Here is a 23497-nt window from a genome sequence, read left to right as displayed (position 1 = left end):
CCTTGCGCTGGCGCGATCCGCTTAGATTTTGCGGCCCAGCGCCTGCAGGACGGAGGCCACCGTGAGAAATGACCCGAACACGATGATTCTATCACCCTCGCCCGCCTTTTCCCGCGCCGCCGCATAGGCCGCGGCGGGGTCGGCGCAGGCCTGCACGGTAGGCGTTTCGGCGGCGCCTTCCGCCTCGGGCAGCACCTGGCGCACATGATCGGCCAGGGCCTGCCCATCCAGCCCGCGCGGGCCCGGCAGGCCGGCGCAGTACCAGTGGTCGACCCGGCTGCCCAGCCTGGCGATGACGCCATCGACGTTCTTGTCGGCCAGCATGCCGAATACGGCGTGCGTATAGGGATGGAACCCCATGTTGTCGAGGTTCTGGGCCAGGACCGCGGCGGCATGGGGATTGTGCGCCACGTCCAGGATGACGGTCGGCTGCCCGGGCAGGATCTGGAAGCGGCCCGGCAGCGACGCCTGCAGCAGCCCCACCCGCACCGCCTGCTGCGGCACCGGCAGGCGGTCGCGCACGGCTTCGAGCGCGGCCAGCGCGGCGGCCGCGTTGAGCAGCTGGTTGGCGCCGCGCAATGCGGGATAGGCGAGCGCGTTGCGCCGCTGCGCCCGCCCGCCGTAGGCCCATTGCTGGCGGTCCCCGGAATAGTTGTAGTCGCGGCCGAGCAGCCACAGGTCGGCGCCGATCGCCTGCACGTGGTCCAGCAGCGATTGCGGCGGCACCGGATCGGCGCATATGGCGGGACGCCCCGCGCGGTAGATGTGCGCCTTCTCGAAGCCGATCTTCTCGCGGGTATCGCCCAGCCAGTCGGTATGGTCCAGGTCGATGCTGGTGATGATGGAACAGTCGGCGTCGACGATATTGACGGCGTCCAGCCGGCCGCCCAGGCCGACTTCCAGCACCACGGCGTCCAGGCGCGATTGCGCGAACAGGCGCAGGATGGCCAGCGTGGTGAACTCGAAATAGGTCAGCGAGATATCGCCGCGCGCGGCCTCGACCGCCTCGAACTGCTGCACCAGCGCCGCGTCGCTGGCGATTTCGCCGTTGATGCGGGCGCGTTCGTTGAAATCGATGAGATGGGGCGAGGTGTACAGGCCCACCCGGTAGCCCGCGGCCAGCAGGATGGATTCGAGCATGGCGCAGGTGGACCCCTTGCCGTTGGTGCCGCCCACCATGAACTTGACCCCGTCCAGGCTCAGGTCGAGCCGGCCGGCCACCTGCCGCACCCGGTCCAGCCCCAGGTCTATGGCCTTGGCGTGGATGGATTCCAGGTACTGCAGCCAGGCAGGCAGGTCTGCGCTGGCGTCGGGGCGGGAGGTGGACATGGCGATGAAGGCAAATCGAAACAGGGCGCAGTTTAGCAGCGTGGCCTTGGTGTTTTCCCCAAGCGCCCTCGGCGCGCGGGGTCTTTCGGACGGAAACGCGGAGCCGGACTCGAAATCCCGACGCGCCCGGCGCCGCGGCGGCCCGGCAGGGACCGATACCTTCTTGGCCCTCAAGCGTCGATGGCGTGCGGCAGGATGTGCCCGTCCCCGCCGGGACAGGCACACTGGTCTACGCCATGAGCGCTTGACCACCAAGACGGTACCTGTCTGCGCCGGGACAGGCGCACCGCACGGGCAGGCACCTGGGAAGCCAGCGGGTGCCGGTCCCCGTGCGGGGACACCCGCGCAGCGGGATGGAAAAGGATCCGGCCCCAAAAAAAGCGCCCCGGGTCTAAAGTTCGGCGCAAGCGTGTCGTTATGGTAGCTGAAGGTTCCCTCGAAAACCCATCGCGTCCCTTTCGACGCCCGTTATCGCTTGTTGGAGTGATCATGGCCGTAAGCCCTATCAACGCCGCGGCGCCCGCGCTGGTTTCCGCCGCGCCCGCCCCTGTCCCCGCACAGCCGGCGGCCGCCGCGGCCGCCAACGGCGGCGGCGCCCAATCCGCCACGCAGGACCAGTACGGCGCGCCCAAGCTGCCGATGGACCGGGCGCTGGAGGAAATCAATGCGCAGTTGAAGGCCTGGTCCACGCAGCTGCAGTTCGAGATCGACCCGGACGTGCACCAGGTGGTGGTCTCGATCGTGGACGCCGAAACGGGGGATGTGCTGCGCACCATTCCGTCCGAGGCGGTGATACGCATCGCCAAGATGATCGTCAAGATGCAGGGCAATGCCGTCGAGACCACGGCCTGAGGCAGCATATCGCGCTGCGCGCGTGCACCAGAATGGGGCAAAAGCGGCGTAAGCAAGGAAATAGCCCGACCTTATGCCTTTACCCGGCCAATAGGCGGCGCCAATTTTTGACAGAATCGCATAGCTAGAAGGAGCACCACATGGCCACCATTTCCTCTCTCGGGTCCTCCGGCCTGGAGCTTGAGGGCATCCTGGAAAAGCTGCAGGCAGCCGAAGAGAAGAAACTGACGCTGATCACCGCGCGCCAGGCGAGCTACGAGACGCGCATTTCGGCCTACAGCAAGATCCAGGCCGCGGTCGAGGCCGTCCAGAAGGCCGCCGCCACGCTCGGCAGCATCGACACGCTCAGCGCCGTGAAGGCCGTGGTCTCCGGCGACGGGCTGTCGGTGAAGACCGCGGCCGGCGCCGTGCCGGGTCAATACACCGTCAACATCGACAAGCTGGCCACCGCGCAGAACCTGCAGTCGGGCGAGCTGGACAGCCGCACGGACAAGCACGGCACGGGCGGCTCGATCGAGATCGTCCAGAAGGACGGCACGACCACGACCGTCACGCTGGGCGAGGACACGTCGCTGAACGGCATCGTCAAGGCCATCAACGGCACCGACGGCCTGGACGTGCGCGCCACCGTCATCAGCGACGGCAATGGCAAGCACTACCTGATGCTGAACAACAAGACCGAAGGCACCGAAGCCGCGGTCACCCGGATCACGGTGAGCGGCAACCAGGAAGTCGCGGACATTCTCGACTTCGACGCGGCCAACGCCGGCGCCTCCAATCTGACGGTGCAGCTGGCCGCCCAGAAGGCCGAGCTGACCATCAACGGCATCCCCGTGGTCAGCGACACCAATACGGTCGAGACCGCCATCGACGGGCTGACGCTGACCCTGACCAAGCAGACCGCGGCGCCGCTGACCGTGACCGTCTCCAGCGACCCGAGCGTGGCCGCCACGGCCGTCAACGATTTCGTCAAGGCCTACAACGGCCTGCAGACCACCATCGCGGACCTGACGGCATTCGACGTCAAGGCGGAGAAACAGAGCGCCCTGACCGGCGACGGCACCACCCGCAACATCCAGTCGGCCATCGCCGCGGCGCTGCGCGTGGCCACCGGCGAGGGCACCCTGCGCACGCTGAGCCAGCTTGGCATCACCACCGATCCCAAGACCGGCTCGCTCAAGACCGATACCGAAAAGCTGGAAGCCGCCCTGCGCGACAACCCGGCCGACGTGGCGCGCATTTTCTCGGGTCCGTTCGGCCTGGGCGAAAAGGTGAAGCTGGCGACCGAGCAGATCCTCGGCGACGAGGGCTCGATCAAGATCCGCCAGGAAGGCCTGGAGGAAACGCTCGAGTCGCTGCAGAACCAGTACGACCGCCAGAAACTGAGCATCGCCGCGACCATCGAGGCCTACCGCAAGCAGTTCGTGCAGCTCGATGTCTTCGTCACGCAGATGAACAACACCAGCAACTACCTGTCCCAACAGTTCGCCGCCCTGTCCGGCACCAAGAAGTAAGCCAGCCATGACGTACGCCGCGCGCCGCCCCACCGGCTCCTACTCTGTCAAGTCATACAGCTATATCGGCCTGGAAACCCAGGTCATGAGCGCCACCCCCGAGCGCCTGATCACCTTGCTGTATGCCGGGGCGCGCGCCGCCATCGCCCAGGCCCGCCTGCATCTCGAGGCCGGCCGCATCGTCGAGCGCGGACAGGCCATCGGCAAGGCCATCCGCATCGTCGACGAGGGATTGAAGCTGGGGCTGAACCAGGATGCCGGCGGCGAGGTGGCGGCCAACCTGGCGCGCCTGTATGACTACATTACCCGTACGCTGCTGACCGCCAACCTGAAGGCCGACAAGGAACAGCTCGACATCGCGGACCGCTTGCTGGCGGATCTGTCCGAAGCATGGCAGGCCTCGGTCGACCACCCTGCGCCTGCCGTTCCGGCCTGAAACCAGGAAGGCACTTTTTGTCCAGCCGCCCCCAGCGCGAGAAATCTATGACGGCGTTAACGCAGCATGCCCCGGTCCTGGAGATTTACCAGGACATTGCCAACCTGACCAGCAGGATGCTGGCGGCGGCCAATGCCAGCAATTGGGACCTGGTCCTGAACCACGGCCAGGAGTATGTCTGCCTGGTGGAGCGGCTGCGCGAGCTGGAACCGGGCGAGCCGCTGGACGAAGCCGCCCGCGGCATGAAGTTCGACCTGCTGGTGCGCATCCTCGAAAACGACGCGGCGGTGCGCGACCTCGCCCTGCCGCAGCTGGCCCGCCTGAGCGACCTGCTGGGACGCATGAAACGCCAGCAGTCGCTGCTGGCCACCTATAGCGGCAAGGCCAACGGCACATGAGTGTCGGCCCGCCCGCCCTGGGCAGCATTCTGGTGCAGCGGCTCGACGCCGTACTGGGCACCACGATGTCGGCGCAATCCAACCTGGTATCCGGCGCACGCCCCGACGCGGTCGCCCAACCCGGCGAGGCCGCCCGCCCCGGCGCATCCCAGACAGCCACGCGCGATCCGCGCCAGGCGGTACAGACCGGCGGCGAGCGCGGCGCGCGCCAGGGCGCCGCGGGGGTGGACGCCAAGACCGCGGCCGCGCTGGCGCTGGCCGCCCGCGGCCTGCAGACCAGCACCGGCACGACGGCCTCCGCACCGACCACGCTGGGCCAGACCGCGCGCACCATTCTCGCCCTGCTGGCGCAGTATCCCGGCCAGGCGCCGGCGGTAAGCGCCCGCGCGCCGCTGTGGACGCCGCCGGCCCAGGATGGCGCCAGCCCGCCCGCCGGCGGCCAGCCTGCCGCGGCCGCCCCCAACGCGCCTGCCCAGGCCAGCGCCGCGGCCGGCGGCGCCGCGAGTACGCCCTCCCGCCCGGAAGCGGCGCAGGCCGGCGCGGCGAGCGCCAGGACGCCCGCGCAGACGCCGCCCGCCACGCTCGCCGCCCTGGCGGGCCGGGCCGTGCTGCCGGCCGCGCCGGCACTGGCCCAGGCATTGCGCCAGACGCTGCAGGCCAGCGGCCTGTTCTATGAATCCCACCTGAGCGACCTGGCCTTCGGCAAGCGCAGCGTGCAGCAGTTGCAGGCCGAACCGCAGGCGCGGCTGCCCGCCGCCGGCGCCGAGCCGGCCGCCACGCCACGCGCGCCCGAAAACGCGACGCCGGCGCGCGCCCTGCCCGCGGCCGAAGCCGCGCCGCCAGGCCAGCCCGCCACGCATACGCCCGGCGCGCCGGTGCCCGGCATTCACCAGGACGCCACGCTGCTGGTGCGCCAACAGCTGGATGTGCTGGCCAATCAGATGCTCGCATGGCAGGGGCAGGCCTGGCCCGGCACACCCATGGAATGGGAGGTCGCGCGCGAGCATGGCGATGACGCGGCCGGCCAGCCCGGCACCCACTGGGCCACCCGCCTGAAACTCAACCTGCCGCGCCTGGGCACGGTCGAGGCGCGCCTGAACCTGGCGGCCAACCAGCTGGTGCTGCACGTCGTGGCCCCGGACAGCGCCGCCGAGATCGGCGCCGCCGCCGACGCGCTGCGCCAGCAACTGTCGGCCGCCGGCCTGACGCTTACCAATCTGTCGGTCGACGCGATTGGCGCGCCCGGCTTTGATCTGCCCGAAGCATGAATACGCCCGCCCCGCCCGCCGCCGACGACGCCAGCCGCCCGGTCGCCGTGGCGCTGTCCTATGACGGCGGCGAAGCGGCCCCGCGTGTGGTCGCCAAGGGCTACGGCCAGCTGGCCGACACCATCGTGCGCACCGCCCGCGAACACGGCCTGCATGTACATGAATCGCGCGAACTGGTCGGCCTGCTGATGCAGGTGGACCTGGACGCCCATATACCGCCGCAACTCTACACGGCGGTGGCCGAGCTGCTGGCCTGGCTATATCGGCTCGAAGCGCGCGAGCTGCCCGAAGTGCTGGCGCCGCAGGCCTGAGGACGGCGCATGACGGCCCAGGACCAGATCGTCGTTCTGACCCAGTCCGATCAGATACGCAGCACGCTGCAGGAACTGCGCCACCCCGATTGCCAGATCGTGATTTCCGGCATCGACCAGCGCCCCTGGCCGGTGCGCATCCTGGGGCCGGATGCCAAGGACGGGTATTTTTTCTGGCGCCCGCTCGACCTGGCCTGCCCCGACTCCGTCATGCTGGCGCGCATGGCCGACGAGGACGAACCGCCGCTGGCCTTTCACGCCCAGACGGCCGACGGGGCGCGCATCCATTTCTGCGTGGACAGTCCGGTCACGCTGCGCTTTGGCGACGGCAGCATCGCCGTGCTTTCGCTGTTTCCCAGCGCGGTGCGCCACACCTGCGCCCGCCCGCCCCAGGCGCCGGCCTGAGGCGGCGCCGGCGTCACACCGCCATCGAGGAGATTTCCTTGTAGGCGGCGACCAGGCGGTTGCGCACCTGCACCGAAGTCTGGAAGCCCAGGCTGGCCTTTTGCAGGTCGATCATCACGTCATTGAGCGAAATGCCGGGCGCGCCCAGCTCGAACGCCTTGGCCTGGTCGCTGGCGGCATTCTGCGCCTGCGACACGCGCCGGATGGAGCGTTGCAGCTCGGCGGCGAAGCCGGACGGCCCAGGCGCCAGTTCGGCCTCGGTGGCGCCGCCGCTTTGCGCGGCGCGCACCACGGCGCGCATTTGCGACAGCATGCTCTCGATGCCGGACAGTCCTGATACAGCCATTGCGATACCTCTGCGGAATAAGCGGATCCTGGGTTGCAAGACTATCGCGCGCAGGGCTTGCGCATAGGGCGCAAAAGGCGCCAAAAAAGCCGCCACTTCCCGGCTTGGATGGCGCCCGGCGGCCGCGTGCCGCGCACGCAGGAACGATACGGATCAAATAGCGCCGAAAAGACGGTTGTTTTCGGGCATTGGGATTGCGCGCGGCCCATCCATAATCCACGCTCCCACACCCAAAGCACGTTGCATGCGTAACCTGCCCCGAGCATCCATGTCGTACGTTTATCCCCACCGCGAAGCCAGCGGGAGCCGCCGATGAACCAGCAGGCAACCCTGAGCGCGTCGCTGCTGGCGAGGTTTCCCGTGCTGGAGAAACTGCGCGCCCTGCCCAAACCTGTCCTGCTTGGGGCGGCGGCGGCGCTGATCGCCGTGGTGGCGGCGGTGGCGATGTGGAGCCGCGAGCCCGATTACAAGGTGCTGTTCTCCAATCTGGACGACCGCGATGGCGGCGCCATCGTCTCGGCGCTGGGCCAGATGAACGTGCCCTATCGCTTCAGCGACAACGGCAGCGCGCTGCTGGTGCCCGCCGAGCGGGTCTACGACACGCGCATGCAGCTGGCCAGCCAGGGCCTGCCGCGCGGCGGTTCGGTGGGTTTCGAACTGCTGGACAACACCCGCTTCGGCGCCAGCCAGTTCGCCGAGCAGATCAACTACCAGCGCGGCCTGGAAGGCGAGCTGGCGCGCTCGATCGAGGCCATGCATACCGTGCAGCACGCCCGCGTGCACCTGGCCATGCCGCGCCAGTCGCTGTTCGTGCGCGACCGCCAGGCCCCGACCACCTCGGTGCTGCTCAACCTGTATCCGGGCCGCAGCCTGAGCGACGCCCAGGTGTCGGCGGTGGCCTGGCTGGTGGCCTCCAGCGTGCCCGAGCTGACCGCCGAGAATGTCTCCATCGTCGACCAGAACGGCCGGCTCCTGTCGGCGCCGCTGGGCGAAGGCCGCGGCATGGACGCCGACCAGTTGCGCTTCGTGCGTGAAATGGAGCAGCGCACGGTCGAGCGCATCCTGACCATCCTCAACCCGCTGGTCGGCCCCGGCAACGTGCATGCCCAGGCCAGCGCCGAGATCGACTTCGCCCGCCGCGAAGAGACTTCCGAGGTCTATCGGCCCAACTAGGAACCCGGCCAGGCCGCCGTGCGCAGCCAGCAGACCAGCGATTCGCGCCAGACCGGGCCGAACGCCGCGCAGGGCGTGCCCGGCGCGCTGAGCAACCAGCCGCCGGCCAACGCGCAGGCGCCCATCGTCAATCCGCCCGCCGTCGCCGGCACCCCGCAGCAGCAACAGCAGCAGCGCGCCCAGCAACAGGCCGCCGGCGCCACCACCACCCAGACGCAGCCAGGCGCCGCGGCGCCGAGCAACGACCGCCACGACGCCACCATCAATTACGAAGTCGACCGCACCATCAGCCACGTCAAGCAGCCGGTGAGCATGCTCAAGCGGCTGTCGGTGGCGGTGGTGGTGAACTACCTGCCCAACAAGGAAGGCGAATCCGAGGCGCTGCCGCCCGAGGAGCTGAACAAGCTGACCAACCTGGTGCGCGAGGCCATGGGCTATTCGGAAGCGCGCGGCGACTCGCTGAACCTGGTCAACAGCCAGTTCAACGATACGCCTGTCGCCGTGCCGCTGTGGCGCGACCCGGAACTGATCGCCATGATCAAGACGGCGCTGGGCTGGATGTTCGGCCTGATCCTGGCCTTCTGGCTGTACCGCAAGATCCGCCCGGTGGTCACCGACTACTTCTACCCGCAGGTCGATCCCGAAGTGGCCGCCGCGCAGCGCCAGGAAGCCGAGCGCGAAGCGCAGGCCGCCGCGCGCACCCGCGAAGTCAACCGCTACAAAGACAACCTGCAGCTCGCCCGCGACATGGCGGGCAAGGATCCGCGCGCTGTCGCCATGGTCCTGCGTTCGTGGATGAGCAAAGATGAAAAATGACGGAAAGCCGCTGGACGGCATGACACGCAGCGCGGTCCTGATGATGTCGCTGGGCGAGGACGCCGCCGCCGAGGTCTTCAAGTACCTGAGCGCGCGCGAAGTCCAGCAGGTGGGCGCGGCGATGGCCAGCCTCAAGCAGGTCACGCGCGGCGACGTGGCGGTGGTGCTGGAGGAATTCCGCCAGGAGGCCGACCAGTTCATGGCCGTGACGCTGGGCTCGGACGACTACATCCGCACGGTGCTGACCAAGGCGCTGGGCAGCGACCGGGCCGCCGGCCTGATCGAGGACATCCTGGAGGCCGGCGAAGGCGGCAGCGGCATCGACGCGCTGAACTGGCTGGACCCGCATACGGTGGCCGAGCTGATCGGCGACGAGCATCCGCAGATCATCGCCACCATCCTGGTGCACCTGGAGCGCGACCGCGCCGCCAGCGTGCTGGCCATGCTCAGCGAGCGCATGCGCAACGACGTGATGCTGCGCATCGCCACCTTCGGCGGCGTGCAGCCGGCCGCCCTCTCGGAGCTGACCGACGTGCTGAACTCGGTGCTGGCCGGCCAGGGCGCCAAGCGCAGCAAGATGGGCGGCGTGCGCACCGCCGCCGAGATCCTGAACATGATGAACTCGTCGCAGGAAGAGGCCGTGGTCGAAAGCCTGCGCGAGCGCGACTCCGACCTGGCCCAGAAGATCATCGACGAGATGTTCGTCTTCGACAACCTACTCGACGTCGAGGACCGCGCCGTCCAGCTCATCCTCAAGGAAATCGACAACGATACCCTCATGGTCGCCCTCAAGGGCGCCGGCGACGAACTGCGCAACAAGTTCCTGCGCAACATGTCCAGCCGCGCGGCCGAGATGCTGCGCGAAGACCTGGAGGCGCAAGGGCCGATCCGCATGTCCAAGGTGGAAGGCGAGCAGAAGAAGATCCTGCAGATTGCCCGCCGCCTGGCCGAAAGCGGCCAGATCGTGCTGGGCACGCAAGGGGACGACGCCTATGTCTGAGGCCCTCGCGCGCGAGCCGGCCGCCCTGCCCCGCAGCGCCGCCTGGCGCCGCTGGCAGATGCTGTCGTTCGACGAGCCGGCCGAGGCCGAGACGCCCGAACCCGCGGCGCTCGAACCCGAGCCCGAGCCCGCGCCGGACCCCGAGGAGCTGCTGCGCGAATGGCGCGCCACCGCCGAGCGGGCCGGCCATGCCGCCGGCCACCAGGCCGGCCAGGAGCAAGGCCAGCGCGAGGGTTACGCGGCCGGCCATGCGCAAGGACTGGCGGCAGGCCGCGCCGAAGGCCATGCCGAGGGGCTGGCGCAGGGCCGCGAAGAGGCCCGCCAGCAGGCCGAACGCCTGCACGCGCTGGCGCAGGCCTGCGCCGCCTCGGTCGCGCGCCTGGAAGACAACATGGGCCAGAGCCTGCTGACGCTGGCCCTGGATATCGCCGGGCAGGTGCTGCGCACCGCCCTGGCGGAGCACCCCGAGACGATGGTGGCGGCGGTGCGCGAAGTCCTGCACATCAATCCGGCCACCGGCGCGGCCATGCGCCTGTGGGTCCATCCCGACGACCTGGAACTGGTGCGCACGCATCTGGCCGACGAACTGAACGAAGCCAACTGGCGGCTGCAGGCCGACGAATCGATCACGCGCGGCGGTTGCCGCACCGAGACCGCCTACGGCGATGTGGACGCCACCCTGCAGGCGCGCTGGCGCCGCGTGGCGGCCTCGCTGGGCCGCAGCGCCGCCTGGGAGGAAACCGCGTGAACCCGCCCGCCCTGCCGCTGCCGGCCGATACGGCCGCCGTGCCGGTGGCCGACCGCTGGCAGACACAACTGCAGATCGGTTCGATCCGCGCCGCCTCGACCGAGCCCTGGCTGGTCAGCGGCCGCATCACGCGCGCTGCCGGACTGGTGCTGCACGCCACCGGCCTGCGCCTGCCGGTGGGCGCCGCCTGCCGCATCGAGCTGGCGCGCGGCCATGACCACTGGGCCGACGCCGAGGTGGTGGGGTTCGACGGCCACACGCTTTACCTGATGCCGCAAAGCGACATCTCGGGCCTGCCGCCCGGCGCCCGCGTGGTGCCGGCCGAGCCCGCCGTGCAGCGGCCCGTGCCGCTGCCGCGCAAGGCCGAACTCAACGGCAACGCCAAGCCGCAGGTGGGCCGCCACCTGCCGGTGGGCAACGCCATGCTGGGCCGCGTCGTCGACGGCGCGGGCCGGCCGCTCGACGGCCTGGGCCCGCTGGCCGGCGCCGAACAGGCGCCCCTGACCGCCCTGCCCATCAACCCCTTGTCGCGCGCGCCCATCGACAGCGTGCTCGACGTGGGCGTGCGCGCCATCAACGGCCTGCTGACCGTCGGCCGGGGCCAGCGCATGGGCCTGTTCGCCGGGTCGGGGGTGGGCAAGAGCGTGCTGCTGGGCATGATGGCGCGCTACACCCGCGCCGACATCATCGTGGTGGGCCTGATCGGCGAACGGGGCCGCGAAGTCAAGGAATTCATCGAGCACAACCTCGGCCCCGAAGGCCTGGCCCGCTCGGTGGTGGTCGCCGCGCCGGCCGACGTCTCGCCACTGCTGCGCCTGCAAGGCGCGTCCTATGCCACGCGCCTGGCCGAACATTTCCGCGACCAGGGCCTGGACGTGCTGCTCATCATGGACTCGCTCACGCGCTTTGCCATGGCGCAACGCGAAATCGCCCTGGCGATTGGCGAACCGCCGGCCACCAAGGGCTACCCGCCCTCGGTGTTCGCCAAGCTGCCGGCGCTGGTCGAACGCACCGGCATGGGCGCGCCGAGCCCCAACGGCAAGGCCGGGTCGATCACCGCCTTCTATACGGTGCTGGCCGAAGGCGACGACCAGCAGGATCCGATCGCCGATTCGGCGCGCGCCATCCTGGACGGACACGTTGTGCTGTCGCGCCACCTGGCCGAGGCCGGCCACTACCCGGCCATCGATATCGAAGCCTCGATCTCGCGCGCCATGACCTCGCTGATCACGACCGAGCAATTCCAGCAGGTGCGCCGCTTCAAGCAGATCCTGTCGCGCTACCAGCGCAACCGCGACCTGATCTCGGTCGGCGCATACGTGGCCGGCGCCGATCCGCAGCTCGACGACGCGATTGCGCGCTATCCGCGCCTGGAAGCGTACCTGCAGCAGAACATCGGCGACAGCGTGGACTATGGCACGGCCATCGATCAACTGCAGCGCAGCCTGGAAACGAGGGAGGCCTATGCCTAGCCAATTGCCACTGGACATGCTGATCGGCCTGGCCAAGGACAGCACCGACGAGGCCGCCCGCGAACTGGGCCGCCTGAGCGCCGAGCGCAACAACGCCGAGCAGCAGTTCAACATGCTGCAGGACTATCGCCAGGACTACCTGCAACGCATGCAGTCGGGCATGTCGGCCGCCGACTGCCATAACTACCAGCGCTTCATCGCCACGCTGGACGATGCCATCGGCCAGCAACGCCATGTCCTGCACCGGGCCGAGGCGCACCTGAACGACGGGCGCCTCAACTGGCAGCAGCAAAAGCGCAAGCTGAATTCGTTCGACACCCTGGCGCAGCGCGAATCGCGCACCCAGGCTCTGCTCGAGGCGCGGCGCGAGCAACGCGTCAACGATGAATACTCCGCCCGACTGGTACGCCGCCAGGCGGGTTTCTGATATCCATGAGCCGTAACAGGACAGCCGCTATGACGACCGCTACCCTGCCCATTCCCGCCCTGACGCCTGCGCCGGGTCCGGCCGCGCAAGGCGGCCCGGCCGCCGCCGGCAAGGGTCCCAGCTTCTCGCAAGTGCTGGCCCGCCAGCAAGGCGGCAAACCCGGCGAAGCCGGCACGCCTGCCGCGCCCGGCGCCCAGGCCGGCGCGCCGGCCCAAGGCCCCGCGACCCAGAACCCGGCCGGCGCCGGCAAACCCGGCAAGCCCGGCGACACCGCGGCCTTGCCGGTGGACGGCCAGCAGGAGCCCGCTGCCGAGACGGCCGCCGACGCCGCCACGCTGGCCGCGCTGGCGGCGCAAACCGCGCCGGCTCCCGCGCTGCCGCTGCAGGCCCTGGAGATCGCCGCCGAAGCCGCCGCCGTCAACGCCCAGGTTGCGGCCGCCACCCAGGCGGCAGGCGCCGCCGCCCGGCAACCCGCCCACGCGGCGCTGCTGGCCGGCCAGCCGGCCGCGCCGGCCGCCGCCGGCGCCCCGCCCGCCGATACCGCGCCGGCCATGCCGCCAGCCCTGCCGCAAGCCGCGCAACCGGCCGTTGCGGCCCAGGCCGCCGTGGCCGCCAGCGCGCCCAACGCGCCGGCCGCCGAAACCGCCGCAACGCCGCCCGCCGCGCCCAGCCTGCCGCACCCGCTGCCGTCGACCGGCGGCACGCCGCAAGACGGCGGCGAGGCGGCCGAGCCCCCTGCCACCGCGCCGGCCCAGCCGCAACCGCTGGCCGCGGCCGAACACGGCGCGGCCCTGCACGCGGCGGCCCAGGCGCACATTGCGGCGCGCCAGGCTGTCGGCAACCCGGCCCCCGCAAGCCTGCCCGCCGCCGCGCAGCCGCTGGGGCTGGAGGTCGCCGCGCCGGTGGGATCCAGCCAATGGGGCCAGGACCTGGGCCGCCAGCTCGTCACCATCAGCCACGATGCTCGCCAGGGCCACCATACGGCCGAACTGCGCCTGGATCCGCCCGACCTGGGCCCCTTGCGGGTCAGCATCAACCTGCACGAAGGCGTGGCCAGCGCCGCGTTCGTCTCCGTCCACGCGGCGGTGCGCCAGGCGGTCGAGGCCGCCTTGCCGCAACTGCAGCAGGCGCTGGCCCAGGCCGGCATCTCGCTGGGCCAGACCAGTGTCGGCGACCAGTCCGCGCAGCAGGGCTTTGCCGAGCAGCAAGGCCGCGGCGCCGGCGCGTCGGGCGGCAGCGCAGCGGGCGCCGACAGCGAGACGGTCGTCGTGGCCGCCACGCCGGCGCGCAACGCCGATGCCTTGGTCGACACCTTCGCATGAGGGCCGCGCGCAGTGCAGCAATAGCTTGAGATACCCGGCTTTCGCCCTGTTTTTCGCCTGCCAGCGCGGGCGTGAATTGCGGCAGAATGCCTTAATTCCATCAAAGTCCGTTTCATAGCGGCACTACGCATCGACATCGAGATGGCAACGACCAAAACTTCCACCATGCCGCCGCGCACGACCCTTCCCCTGCGCCCGGGCGGCGCCGGCCGGCTGCTTCGCCCGCTGCTCATGCTGCTGGTCCTGGCCCTGGTGGTCGCCGCCAGCGTGGCCGGCACGTGGTACTTCATGAAGCGCATGCAGCCGCCGGTGGCCGTACCCGTGCAACTGGGCGTGGGCCAGCCGCAGGCAACGCCCATGCAGTTCGTCGCGCCGCCGGCGACGCCGCCGGTGGTGCCGGCGCCGATCTTCATCCCGCTGGAAGCGTTCACCGTCACGCTGCAGAACGCCGACAGCGAGCGCATCCTGCACGTCGGGATCACGCTGCGCGTCAGCGACGAGCAGACGCGCCAGCGCATCGAGAAGTACATGCCCGAGGTGCGCAGCCGCATCCTGATGGTGCTGTCCTCGCAATCGCCGCAGGCGGTCCAGACGCTGCAGGGCAAGACCGAGATGGCGCACGCCATCACCGAGGCGGTGAAACGCCCGTTCTCGCCGCTGCCTGACGGCCAGTACGTGACCGACGCGCTGTTCACGGCATTCGTGGTGCAATAAGCATGGCCTACGAGGCTTTTCTTTCGCAGGACGAAGTCGACGCGCTGCTGGCCGGAGTCACCGGCGAAAGCGACGAGAAGCAGCCGGCCGGCGACGAGGCCGGCGCCCCGCGCGCCTACGACCTCAGCTCGCCCGAACGCGTGGTGCGCCGGCGCATGCAGACGCTGGAGCTCATCAACGAGCGTTTCGCGCGCCACATGCGCAACGTGCTGCTGAACTTCATGCGCCGCAACGCCGACATCACCGTCGGCGCCATCAAGATCCTGAAGTACGCCGATTTCGAGCGCAACCTGCCGGTGCCCAGCAATCTGAACATGATTCAGATGAAGCCGCTGCGCGGCACCGCCCTGTTCACCTACGACCCGAACCTGGTGTTCCTGGTGATCGACAGCCTGTTCGGCGGCGACGGCCGCTATCACACCCGCGTGGAAGGCCGCGACTTCACCACGACCGAGCAGCGCATCATCCGCCGCCTGCTCAACCTGACGCTGGAGAGCTACGGCAAATCCTGGGACCCGGTCTACCCGATCGAGTTCGAGTACGTGCGCTCGGAAATGCACACCAAGTTCGCCAGCATCACCGGCAATAATGAAGTGGTGGTGGTGTCGCCCTTTCACATCGAATTCGGCGCGACCGGCGGCGACCTGAATATCTGCCTGCCCTACTCGATGATCGAACCGGTGCGCGACCTGCTGACGCGCCCGCTGCAGGACACCGCGCTCGAGGAAGTCGACCAGCGCTGGGCGCAGCAGCTACAGAGCCAGGTGCGCAGCGCCGACATCGACCTGGTGGCGGAATTCGGCCACATCCCTTCGAGCATCGGCGAGCTGATGCGCATGAAGACCGGCGACGTGCTGCCGATCGCCGTGCCCGAGACCGTTACCGCCCACGTCGACGGCGTACCGCTCATGGAGTACGGCTATGGCGTTTTCAACGGCCGATACGCGCTGCGCGTGCAAAACCTGATCAATTACGACGATACCGATTCCAACGAGGCCCCCGACCATGACTGATACGAACGAGCGGCCCGACCAGACCGGCGCCGGCGCGCCCGCCCCGGCGGCGGACGACTGGGCCGATGCGCTCGCCGAACAGAATCGCGCCGCCGCGCCCACCCAGGCCGACGGCCTCAAGCCGCAGGACGACTGGGCCGACGCCCTGGCCGAGCAGAACGCCGCGCCGGCCGTCTAGCCGGCCGTCCAGCCGGCCGCGCAGTCCGTCTTCAAGCCGCTGGCCACCAAGGAGACCGGCCAGGGCACCGACATCGACCTGATCATGGACGTGCCGGTGCAGATGACGGTGGAGCTGGGCCGCACGCGCCTGACCATCAAGAACCTGCTGCAACTGGGCCAGGGCTCGGTCGTGGAACTGGACGGCCTGGCCGGCGAACCGATGGACATCTTCGTCAACGGCTACCTGATCGCCCAGGGCGAAGTGGTCGTGGTGGACGACAAGTACGGAATCCGCCTGACGGACATCATCACGCCGTCCGAGCGCATCAACCGCTTGAACAGCCGCCGCTGAAAGCCGCCTTATGACCGAATCCGCCGTCCTGCGCGTTGTCATCGGCCTGGCGCTGGTGATCGCGGCCATCCTGGTTTCGGCCTGGCTGGCGCGGCGCTCGGGCCTGATCCAGCGCCACGGCGGCGCCTTGCTGCGCCAGGTCGGCGGCATGAGCCTGGGCCCGCGCCAACGCGTGGTGGTGCTCGAAATCGAAGGAACCTGGCTGGTGCTGGGTGTCACGCCCAACCAGTTGACCACCCTGCACACCCTGCCGGCCGGCCAGCTGCCCGATCCTTCGCCGGCCGCGGCCGGCACCTTTGCCGCCAAACTGGGCCAGGCGCTGCAGCGCGGCCATCGAGTAGACAGGCCCTAGGCTTGCCCGTCATGAGCATCAGCTTCCGTTTTTCCGATACGCGCCCGCGCGCGCCCTGGTGGCCCGCCATGGCCGCCGTCGCCGTGGCCGCCGCCGCGCTGTGGCCCAGCGGCGCGCTGGCGCAGGCCACCCTGCCGGCCCTGACCGCCACGCCCGGGCCCAATGGCTCGGAGACCTACTCGCTCAGCATGCAGACCCTGCTGCTGATGACCTCGCTGTCGTTCCTGCCCGCGGCGCTGCTGATGATGACCGGCTTCACGCGCATCATCATCGTGCTGGGGCTGCTGCGCAGCGCCATGGGCACCGCGATGTCGCCGCCCAACCACGTGCTGATCGGGCTGGCGCTGTTCCTGACTTTCTACACCATGTCGCCGGTGTTCGACAAAATCTACACCGACGCCTACCAGCCGCTGGCCGCGGGCAGCATTCCGTTCGAAACCGCGGTCGAGCGCGCCGGCTCGCCCCTGCACAACTTCATGCTGCACCAGACCCGCGAGAACGACCTCACCCTGTTCGCCAACCTGGCCAACCTGCCGGCCATGGAAGATCCGTCCCAGGTGCCGATGCGCATCCTGATCCCGGCTTTCATCACCAGCGAACTGAAGACGGCGTTCCAGATCGGCTTTACCATCTTCATTCCCTTTCTCATCATCGACCTGGTGGTCGCCAGCGTCCTGATGGCGCTGGGCATGATGATGGTGCCGCCGGTCACCGTGGCGCTGCCGTTCAAGCTGATGCTGTTCGTGCTGGCCGACGGCTGGCACCTGCTGCTCGGCTCGCTGGCCCAGAGCTTCTACCAATAGCGCGAGGGAGGCCGCCATGACCGCCGAAACCGTGATGTCGATGACCTACCAGGCGCTCAAGGTCGCCCTGGCGCTGGCCGGACCGCTGCTGCTGGTCACGCTCATCGTCGGCCTGGTCATCAGCATCTTCCAGGCCGCCACGCAGATCAACGAGATGACGCTGTCGTTCATCCCCAAGCTGCTGGCCATGTGCGGCACCCTGGTGCTGCTGGGCCCTTGGCTGCTGGGCCTGCTGACCGACTACATCCGCCAGCTGATCGGCCAGATTCCGATGCTGGTGTCCTGAACGCGCCTGGCCGCGCCGCGCCATGATTGCGTTCACCATGGAACAGCTCAACGGCTGGCTGGCCCAGTTCCTGTGGCCGTTCGTGCGCATCCTGGCCCTGGTCGGCGCCGCGCCGCTGTTTTCCGAGTCCACCATTCCCACGCGCGTGAAGATCGGCCTGGCCTTCATGCTCACGATCGCCGTGGCGCCGGCGATCGGCCCCATGCCTGCCGTCCCGCCCAGTTCCTACGCCGGGCTGTTCCTGCTGGGCCAGCAGGTACTCATCGGCATCGCGCTGGGACTGTCCATGCGGGTGGTGTTCGCCGCGGTGCAGACCGCGGGCGAATTCGTCGGCCTGCAGATGGGCCTGTCGTTCGCGTCGTTCTTCGACCCCGCCACCGGCGCCAACACCGCGGTGCTCTCGCGGCTGTTCAATATCGTCGCGATGCTGGTCTTCCTGGCGCTGGACGGCCACCTGCTGGTGCTCGGCGCGCTGGTGCGCAGCTTCGACACGCTGCCGGTCGCGGTCGGCGTGCTGGACCGCAACGGCTGGGGGATCCTGGCCGAATGGGGCACGACCATCTTCGTCTCCGGCCTGCTGCTGGCGCTGCCGCTGATCTGCGCCCTGCTGACCATCAACCTGGCCATGGGCATCCTCAACCGCGCCGCGCCGCGCCGCAGCTGTCGGTGTTCGCCATCGGCTTTCCCGTCAGCCTCATCGTCGGCCTGGTGCTGCTGGCCATCGTGCTGCCGCATTCCGGCCCCTTTCTCGAGCGCCTGTTCGAACAGGGCCTGAACACCATGAACAACGTCGCCAACGGCCTGGCGGGCAAGTAACCCCCTCGGGTGCCTGTCCCCGCAGGGGGACTGGCACCCGCCAACTCCTTGCGGTGCCTGTCCCCGCAGGGACTGGCACCCGCCGACCCCCTGCGGTGCCTGTCCCCGCAGGGGGACTGGCACCCAGCGGCGTCCGGCGGCACCGCCCTCACCCCTGTTCGCGCGCCATCCGGAACACGCGTATCGTTTCGCGCAGCGCGGCCGACTGCTGGCCGAGTTGCGCCACGGTGTTGCCCAGTTGCTGCACCAGGCCGGAGTTCTGCACGGTCATGCCATCCATCTGCGAGACGGCCTCGTCGACCTGTTCGATGCCGCTGGCCTGCTGCTGCTAGGCCACCGAGATTTCGCCGATGATGTCGGTGACGCCGCGCACCGCGTCGACGATCTCCTGCATGGTGGCGCCGGCCTGCTCGGCCTGCAGGGAACCTTCGGTGACGCGGCTGACCGAGTCCTCGATCAGGTCCTTGATCTCGCGCGCGGCCTGGGCGCTCTTCTGGGCCAGGCTGCGCACTTCGCCGGCGACCACGGCGAAGCCCTTGCCGGACTCGCCGGCGCGCGCCGCTTCCACCGCCGCGTTCAGCGCCAGGATGTTGGTCTGGAAGGCGATGCCCTCGATGATATTGACGATGCCGGCGATCTTGCGCGAGCTGTCCGAGATGCCGTGCATGGTATCGACCACCCGCCCGACGGCGTCGCCGCCGCGGCGCGCCACGTCCATGCTGCGCGCGGCCAGGTCATTGGCCTGGCGGGCGTTGTCGGCGTTCTGGCGCACGGTGGAGGTCAGCTCTTCCATGCTGGCCGCCGTGTTCTGCAGCGAGGCGCTCTGGTCGTCGGTGCGGGCCGACAGCTCCTGGTTGCCGCGCGCGATGCCCAGGGCAGCCTGGGTGGTGCCCTCGATGCCGCCGTACACGTCGCGCGCGATGCCGACCAGGCTCTTGCGCATCACGTCCAGCGAGAACGCCAGCTTGCCGACCTCGTCGTTGGCGTCGCTGCCGATCTGCGTCGTGAGGTTGCCGGCGGCCACCTGGCGCGCCATGTCCGCCGCGCCTTCCATGGTGCGCAGCACCGCGCCGCGCAGCCGCCACTGCATCGCGAGCACGCCCAGCGCCGCCAGCGCCACGGCCGCGCTCGCGGCGCCGGCCTGCGCGCCGCTCCATTGCGGCCACCAGGGCGCCAGCGCGGCGGCGCCCGCGCCGGCCACGGCCAGCGCCGCCAGCAGCGACTGGCGCAGCATGCGCGCGCTCAGACCGCCGCGCAACGGAAACGCGGCGGCGGCCAGCACCCGCCGCCAGCCGGTGGGCACCACCTGGCCGCGCCACAGGCGCCGGCCACGCAGCGTGCCGGCGCGCAACTGCGCATAGGCGGCTTCGGCGGCCTCGATCTGCTCGTCGCTGGCCTTGACGCGCACCGACAAATAGGCGACCACCTCGCCATCCTCATAGATAGGCGTGGCATTGGCCAGCACCCAATAGAAACCGCCGTCCTTGCGGCGGTTCTTCACCACTCCCAGCCAGGACTGCCCAGCCTGCAGGGTGCGCCACAGGTCCTCGTACGCCTGGGGCGGCATGTCGGGATGCCGTACCAGGTTGTGCGCCTTGCCGATCAATTCGTCGCGCTCGAAGCCGCTGACCTCGACGAAGGCGGGGTTCGCATAGACGATCCGCCCCTTGGTGTCGGTGCGCGAGATCAGGTATTGGTCCTCGTGCAGCTTGGTCTCTACGTCATATATCGGGAGGTTAACGCGCACTGCCAGTCTCCTGTGGAACTGCTGAACTACACATCTCGGACATGCGGGCCGCCCGCGCGGCCGCTGCCTGTAAAAAGACGATCCGGCGCGGCGCTGGCCGCGGCGGATCGCCGCTTTCCCGCCCTGGCGGACGGATGGCCCGGACCGCGGCCAGCCGGCCGCGGCGTCGGGGTGCCGGTCAGGACTGCGCGACCAGGGGCGCCGCGTAGCCGGACAATTGGTGCGCCGGCACTTCGATCACTTCGCCGGTATTGATCTTGAACACCGCTACCGCCTCGGCCAGGCGCTGCGCCTGCTCCTGCAGCGAGCCGGCCGCCGCGGCCGCCTCTTCCACCAGCGCCGCGTTCTGCTGCGTTACCTCGTCCATCTGCGACACCGCGCGGTTGACCTGCTCGATCCCGCTGGACTGCTCTTCCGAGGCCGCCGAAATCTCGCCCATGATGTCCGTCACCCGCTTGACCGAGGCCACGATCTCCTGCATCGTCGCACCGGCGCGCTCGACCTGCTGCGAACCCGTGCCCACCTTGTCGACCGAGTCCTCGATCAGCACCTTGATCTCCTTGGCCGCCTGGGCGCTGCGCTGCGCCAGCGAGCGCACTTCGCCCGCCACCACCGCGAAACCCTTGCCCTGCTCGCCCGCGCGCGCCGCTTCCACCGCCGCGTTCAGCGCCAGGATGTTGGTCTGGAACGCGATCCCGTCGATCACCGACACAATCTCGGAAATCTTGCGCGAGCTGGCCGAGATGTCCTGCATCGTCGTCACCACCTCGGACACCGCCGAACCGCCGCGCTCGGCCACGTCCGAGGCGCTGGCCGCCAGCTGATTGGCCTGGCGCGCGTTGTCGGCATTCTGCTTGACCGTCGAGGCCAGCTGCTCCATCGAGGCCGCGGTCTCCTCCAGCGAGGCCGCCTGCTCCTCGGTGCGGCTGGACAGGTCCGTGTTGCCGGCCGAGATCTCGCGCGAACCCACGTTGATCTCGTCCACCCCGCGGCGCACCGCCGCGACGGTACGCGTCAGGCTCTCCTGCATGCGCTTCAGCGCGGCGAACAGCTGGCCGATCTCATTGGTGCTGCGCACATCCACCCGCGCGGTCAGGTCGCCCGCGGCGATCCTGTCGAAGTGCTGGCCGGCTTCCTTGAGCGGGCGCAGCACGGCGCGGCCGATGAACACCCCGCAGCCGGCGCACAGCGCCAGCGCCAGGACAATCAACACCAGGGTTACCGTATTGGCGCGCAGGTGTTCGGCGCGCGCATCGTCCACCAGCGCGTCGGTGTCCGTGTCGATCCGGTCCAGGTACGCCGACGCCGCCGTATCGAAAGCAGTGTTCAGGCGCTGCGCGGACGGGTTGAGCTGCACGAACTCGCCCAGCTTCTGGTTCTGCATGGCCTCCATCTGGCGCGCCGCCACCTCCAGGTAGGCATGGAACGCCGTCTCCACCGCGCCGACCCGGTCGGCGCCCGACGAAGCCTTGGCCACCGCCAGGAAGGCCTCGAAGCGCTCGCGCGCTTCGCCGGCCTGGCGCTGCGCGTGCGCCAGCGTATCGGCCGACTCCTTCAACCGCCCTTCCTGCAGGTCCATCATCGACGAGACCATGTTCAGCCGCGCCCGCAGCAGCATGACGTAGGCCTCGTAGGCCGGCACGGCCTGGTTCGAATACGCGTTATTGACGCGCTCCAGCTTGTCGTTGCTCGAGCTCATGCCCAGCCAGGCCATTGCGTTGGACACCAGCATTGCCACCAGAAACAGGCCCAGCACCAGGGTGATGCAGGTGCGTACCTTCAAATTCGACCACATGTTTATCCGCTTTCCATCGAACACGCGCTCCTCGAGGGGAGCGCGCGCCATTTCCCGACTACGAGACCTGCCGTGGATCTATCGACCCATCGAGAACAGGCTGTTTCCCTGTATGCGCTGCAGGGCCAGCGAGGCCGCCTGCAATGCAACCTGCCGCAACAGCAAGTCGCTGGTCGCCTGGTAGATGTTCACGTCCTCCAGGTCCGACAGCTGCTTGACGTACGACAAGCCCTTCTGCGCGCCGGTATTGCCCAGCGCTTCCAGTTCATTGAGGCGCGCGCCCACCGAAGCCTGCACCGTCAGCACGTTGTCCAGCGACAGGTTCAGCTTCTTGTTGGCCGTGGCCAGCGTGTTGGCCAGCGCCGCGGCGGCCTGCGGATCGCCGCTGATGGGCGTATCGAGCGCGCCGATCAGGTCGTTGAGCGTGTCGAACACGTCCACGTTGGCCGACTTCGGCGTGGTCACGGCGTATGTGTCGCCGGCGGCCGGCTGGCCGTCCACCTTGACCTTCAGGCCGCCGATGTCGATGACATCGCCCGGCTTGACCGGCACGTTGGCAGGCAGGCTGGGGTCCGGCGGCGTGCTGGTCACGCTGTAGAGCAGGCCGCCGGCGCCGTCGTCCAGGAACGCCACGCTCAGGTTCTTGCCGGTCAGCCCGTCCGGCAGGGACACCGGCGTCAGCGTGGCCGATCCGGTGTTGGCCGCGTCGCCCTGCACGCCCATCTTCCAGGACTTGGGCGTCTCCACGGTGAACACGTCGCCCGCCTCGGGCTGGCCGCTCAACTTGATCGACACGCCGTTCATGTCGATCACGGAGCCCTCCGAGTAAGGCATATTGGCCGGCAGCGGCTGTTCGGGCGGCACCACCGGCGGGTCGCTGAGCACCGAGTACTGCAGCTCGTCGGTCACCGCATCGCGCGTGAACTCGATACGGAAATCGCGGCCCACGTAGTTGCCGGCGCGCGGACCGTCGAACGACACCGCGCTGTATTGTCCGGTGCCGGCATTGCCCGCGCCGGCATCGGCGATATAGGCCAGCGTGCCGCTGGTGACGCTGTTGAAAATGTCGCTGCCGACGTCGCCGCCGCTCATCAGGCGGCTCTGGTCGACCTGGATGCCGCGCTGGCCCAGGTCGCCGTTATAGGTCACCTTGCCGGTCGCGGCGTCGAAGCTGTAGGGCTGGGTAAAGCCCTTGTAGCCGGAGAACAGGTACTGTCCGTTGCCATCCGTGGCGTTGGCCAGCCCCACCAGTTCCTCGCGCGCGCCCTTGAGCGCGATGACCAGCGCCTGGCGGTCGGCATCGCTCATGGTGCCGTTGCCGGCCTCGACCACCCGCTTGAGCATTTCCTGCATGTTCTTGACGACCGACTGCAGCGTATTGGTCTGGGCGCCCAGCGCCTGCTCGGCCTGCTTGCGGTTGGCGTCGTAGTTGCTGTTCATGCTGGACGTCTGCGAGACGTTGACCGCCAGCGCGGCGGCCAGCGGATCGTCGGCCGGCGTCAACACCCGGCGGCCGCTGGAGAGCTGCTCCTGCAGGCGCGCCATGGCGGCTTCCTGGTTCAGCACGCCGTTCAGGCCATTCTGGTAAATCAGTGCGGTGCTCAAACGCATCGTCGAACTCCAATCTCTTGTTTAGCGTCGCG

At 69.2% G+C, this 23497-nt stretch carries 21 protein-coding genes and 4 pseudogenes; 20 read left to right on the top strand and 5 right to left on the bottom strand.

Features of this window, described 5'->3' with window-relative positions:
* Nucleotides 1–21 precede the first annotated feature (21 nt).
* Nucleotides 22–1329, bottom strand: a complete 1308-nt coding sequence (folC, locus tag LK409_RS05525; protein WP_003811819.1) for a bifunctional tetrahydrofolate synthase/dihydrofolate synthase — start codon at nucleotides 1327–1329, stop codon at nucleotides 22–24.
* A 489-nt stretch (nucleotides 1330–1818) separates the two neighbouring features.
* On the opposite strand from folC, the gene LK409_RS05520 reads away from it, so the two are divergent.
* The 7 genes from LK409_RS05520 (at nucleotide 1819) to LK409_RS05490 (ending at nucleotide 6513) form a co-directional block, all read left to right on the top strand.
* Nucleotides 1819–2181, top strand: a complete 363-nt coding sequence (locus LK409_RS05520; protein ID WP_010928074.1) for a flagellar protein FlaG — start codon at nucleotides 1819–1821, stop codon at nucleotides 2179–2181.
* Between the two features lie 140 nt (nucleotides 2182–2321).
* Nucleotides 2322–3695 carry a flagellar filament capping protein FliD gene (fliD, locus tag LK409_RS05515; RefSeq protein WP_003811822.1) on the top strand — a complete coding sequence of 458 codons (1374 nt, stop codon included), beginning with the start codon at nucleotides 2322–2324 and terminating at the stop codon, nucleotides 3693–3695.
* A gap of 7 nt (nucleotides 3696–3702) precedes the next feature.
* Nucleotides 3703–4131 carry a flagellar export chaperone FliS gene (gene fliS, locus LK409_RS05510; protein ID WP_010928073.1) on the top strand — a complete coding sequence of 143 codons (429 nt, stop codon included), beginning with the start codon at nucleotides 3703–3705 and terminating at the stop codon, nucleotides 4129–4131.
* Between the two features lie 47 nt (nucleotides 4132–4178).
* A complete protein-coding gene (locus LK409_RS05505) occupies nucleotides 4179–4529 on the top strand; it encodes a flagellar protein FliT (protein ID WP_010930343.1) in 351 nt (116 codons plus the stop codon).
* Entirely contained in the window at nucleotides 4526–5797 is a 1272-nt protein-coding gene (gene fliK / locus LK409_RS05500) for a flagellar hook-length control protein FliK (protein WP_010928072.1), read from the top strand. The genes LK409_RS05505 and fliK overlap by 4 nt, the downstream gene beginning before the upstream one ends.
* The gene (locus LK409_RS05495; RefSeq protein WP_003811829.1) at nucleotides 5794–6108 is read left to right on the top strand and encodes an EscU/YscU/HrcU family type III secretion system export apparatus switch protein; all 315 of its coding nucleotides are present in this window, start codon (nucleotides 5794–5796) and stop codon (nucleotides 6106–6108) included. Before fliK ends, LK409_RS05495 begins: the two co-directional genes overlap by 4 nt.
* 9 nt (nucleotides 6109–6117) lie before the next feature.
* A complete protein-coding gene (locus tag LK409_RS05490; protein ID WP_010928071.1) occupies nucleotides 6118–6513 on the top strand; it encodes a hypothetical protein in 396 nt (131 codons plus the stop codon).
* Between the two features lie 13 nt (nucleotides 6514–6526).
* On the opposite strand, the gene fliE is transcribed toward LK409_RS05490, so the two are convergent.
* On the bottom strand, nucleotides 6527–6859 hold the full coding sequence (gene fliE / locus LK409_RS05485; RefSeq protein WP_003811835.1) for a flagellar hook-basal body complex protein FliE: 333 nt from the start codon (nucleotides 6857–6859) through the stop codon (nucleotides 6527–6529).
* Nucleotides 6860–7171: 312 nt separating this feature from the next.
* Here fliE and fliF point away from each other — a divergent pair.
* The 13 genes and pseudogenes from fliF (at nucleotide 7172) to fliR (ending at nucleotide 18312) form a co-directional block, all read left to right on the top strand.
* A pseudogene (gene fliF, locus LK409_RS05480) lies at nucleotides 7172–8848 on the top strand (flagellar basal-body MS-ring/collar protein FliF).
* Nucleotides 8838–9848: a flagellar motor switch protein FliG gene (fliG, locus tag LK409_RS05475; RefSeq protein ID WP_003811838.1), complete on the top strand. Its 1011-nt coding sequence runs from the start codon at nucleotides 8838–8840 to the stop codon at nucleotides 9846–9848. Before fliF ends, fliG begins: the two are co-directional and overlap by 11 nt.
* Nucleotides 9841–10596, top strand: coding sequence for a flagellar assembly protein FliH (gene fliH / locus LK409_RS05470; RefSeq protein ID WP_010928070.1), 756 nt, complete (start codon nucleotides 9841–9843; stop codon nucleotides 10594–10596). Before fliG ends, fliH begins: the two co-directional genes overlap by 8 nt.
* A complete protein-coding gene (gene fliI / locus LK409_RS05465) occupies nucleotides 10593–12068 on the top strand; it encodes a flagellar protein export ATPase FliI (protein WP_010928069.1) in 1476 nt (491 codons plus the stop codon). The genes fliH and fliI overlap by 4 nt, the downstream gene beginning before the upstream one ends.
* Complete coding sequence (fliJ, locus tag LK409_RS05460; protein WP_010928068.1) at nucleotides 12061–12495, top strand: flagellar export protein FliJ; 435 nt, start codon at nucleotides 12061–12063, stop codon at nucleotides 12493–12495. Before fliI ends, fliJ begins: the two co-directional genes overlap by 8 nt.
* Nucleotides 12496–12500: 5 nt before the next feature.
* Nucleotides 12501–13817 (top strand): flagellar hook-length control protein FliK, encoded by a 1317-nt coding sequence (locus LK409_RS05455; protein WP_010928067.1) that lies wholly within the window; start codon nucleotides 12501–12503, stop codon nucleotides 13815–13817.
* A 141-nt stretch (nucleotides 13818–13958) separates the two neighbouring features.
* Nucleotides 13959–14531, top strand: coding sequence for a flagellar basal body-associated protein FliL (fliL, locus tag LK409_RS05450; RefSeq protein ID WP_003811850.1), 573 nt, complete (start codon nucleotides 13959–13961; stop codon nucleotides 14529–14531).
* 2 nt (nucleotides 14532–14533) lie between these two features.
* Nucleotides 14534–15544: a flagellar motor switch protein FliM gene (gene fliM, locus LK409_RS05445; RefSeq protein WP_010928066.1), complete on the top strand. Its 1011-nt coding sequence runs from the start codon at nucleotides 14534–14536 to the stop codon at nucleotides 15542–15544.
* Nucleotides 15537–16055 (top strand): annotated as a pseudogene (gene fliN, locus LK409_RS05440) (flagellar motor switch protein FliN). The gene fliM and the pseudogene fliN overlap by 8 nt, the downstream one beginning before the upstream one ends.
* Nucleotides 16056–16065: 10 nt before the next feature.
* Nucleotides 16066–16407 carry a flagellar biosynthetic protein FliO gene (gene fliO / locus LK409_RS05435; RefSeq protein ID WP_003811855.1) on the top strand — a complete coding sequence of 114 codons (342 nt, stop codon included), beginning with the start codon at nucleotides 16066–16068 and terminating at the stop codon, nucleotides 16405–16407.
* An 11-nt stretch (nucleotides 16408–16418) separates the two neighbouring features.
* On the top strand, nucleotides 16419–17210 hold the full coding sequence (gene fliP, locus LK409_RS05430; RefSeq protein ID WP_003811856.1) for a flagellar type III secretion system pore protein FliP: 792 nt from the start codon (nucleotides 16419–16421) through the stop codon (nucleotides 17208–17210).
* Between the two features lie 16 nt (nucleotides 17211–17226).
* Nucleotides 17227–17496: a flagellar biosynthesis protein FliQ gene (gene fliQ / locus LK409_RS05425; RefSeq protein WP_003811859.1), complete on the top strand. Its 270-nt coding sequence runs from the start codon at nucleotides 17227–17229 to the stop codon at nucleotides 17494–17496.
* A gap of 22 nt (nucleotides 17497–17518) precedes the next feature.
* Nucleotides 17519–18312, top strand: a pseudogene (fliR, locus tag LK409_RS05420) (flagellar biosynthetic protein FliR).
* A 148-nt stretch (nucleotides 18313–18460) separates the two neighbouring features.
* Here fliR and LK409_RS05415 read toward each other — a convergent pair.
* From LK409_RS05415 to flgL, 3 genes and pseudogenes are all read right to left on the bottom strand, one after another.
* Nucleotides 18461–20059: pseudogene (locus tag LK409_RS05415) on the bottom strand (methyl-accepting chemotaxis protein).
* Between the two features lie 178 nt (nucleotides 20060–20237).
* A complete protein-coding gene (locus LK409_RS05410) occupies nucleotides 20238–21854 on the bottom strand; it encodes a methyl-accepting chemotaxis protein (RefSeq protein ID WP_041937378.1) in 1617 nt (538 codons plus the stop codon).
* A 78-nt stretch (nucleotides 21855–21932) separates the two neighbouring features.
* The gene (gene flgL, locus LK409_RS05405; protein WP_010926562.1) at nucleotides 21933–23465 is read right to left on the bottom strand and encodes a flagellar hook-associated protein FlgL; all 1533 of its coding nucleotides are present in this window, start codon (nucleotides 23463–23465) and stop codon (nucleotides 21933–21935) included.
* Nucleotides 23466–23497: the final 32 nt, after the last annotated feature.

The organism is Bordetella parapertussis (assembly GCF_020735925.1).
Classification (GTDB): Bacteria; Pseudomonadota; Gammaproteobacteria; order Burkholderiales; family Burkholderiaceae_B; genus Bordetella; species Bordetella pertussis.
The sequence above is the reverse complement of the archived record's forward strand: the minus strand, read 5'-3'. Positions and strand labels throughout refer to the sequence as shown.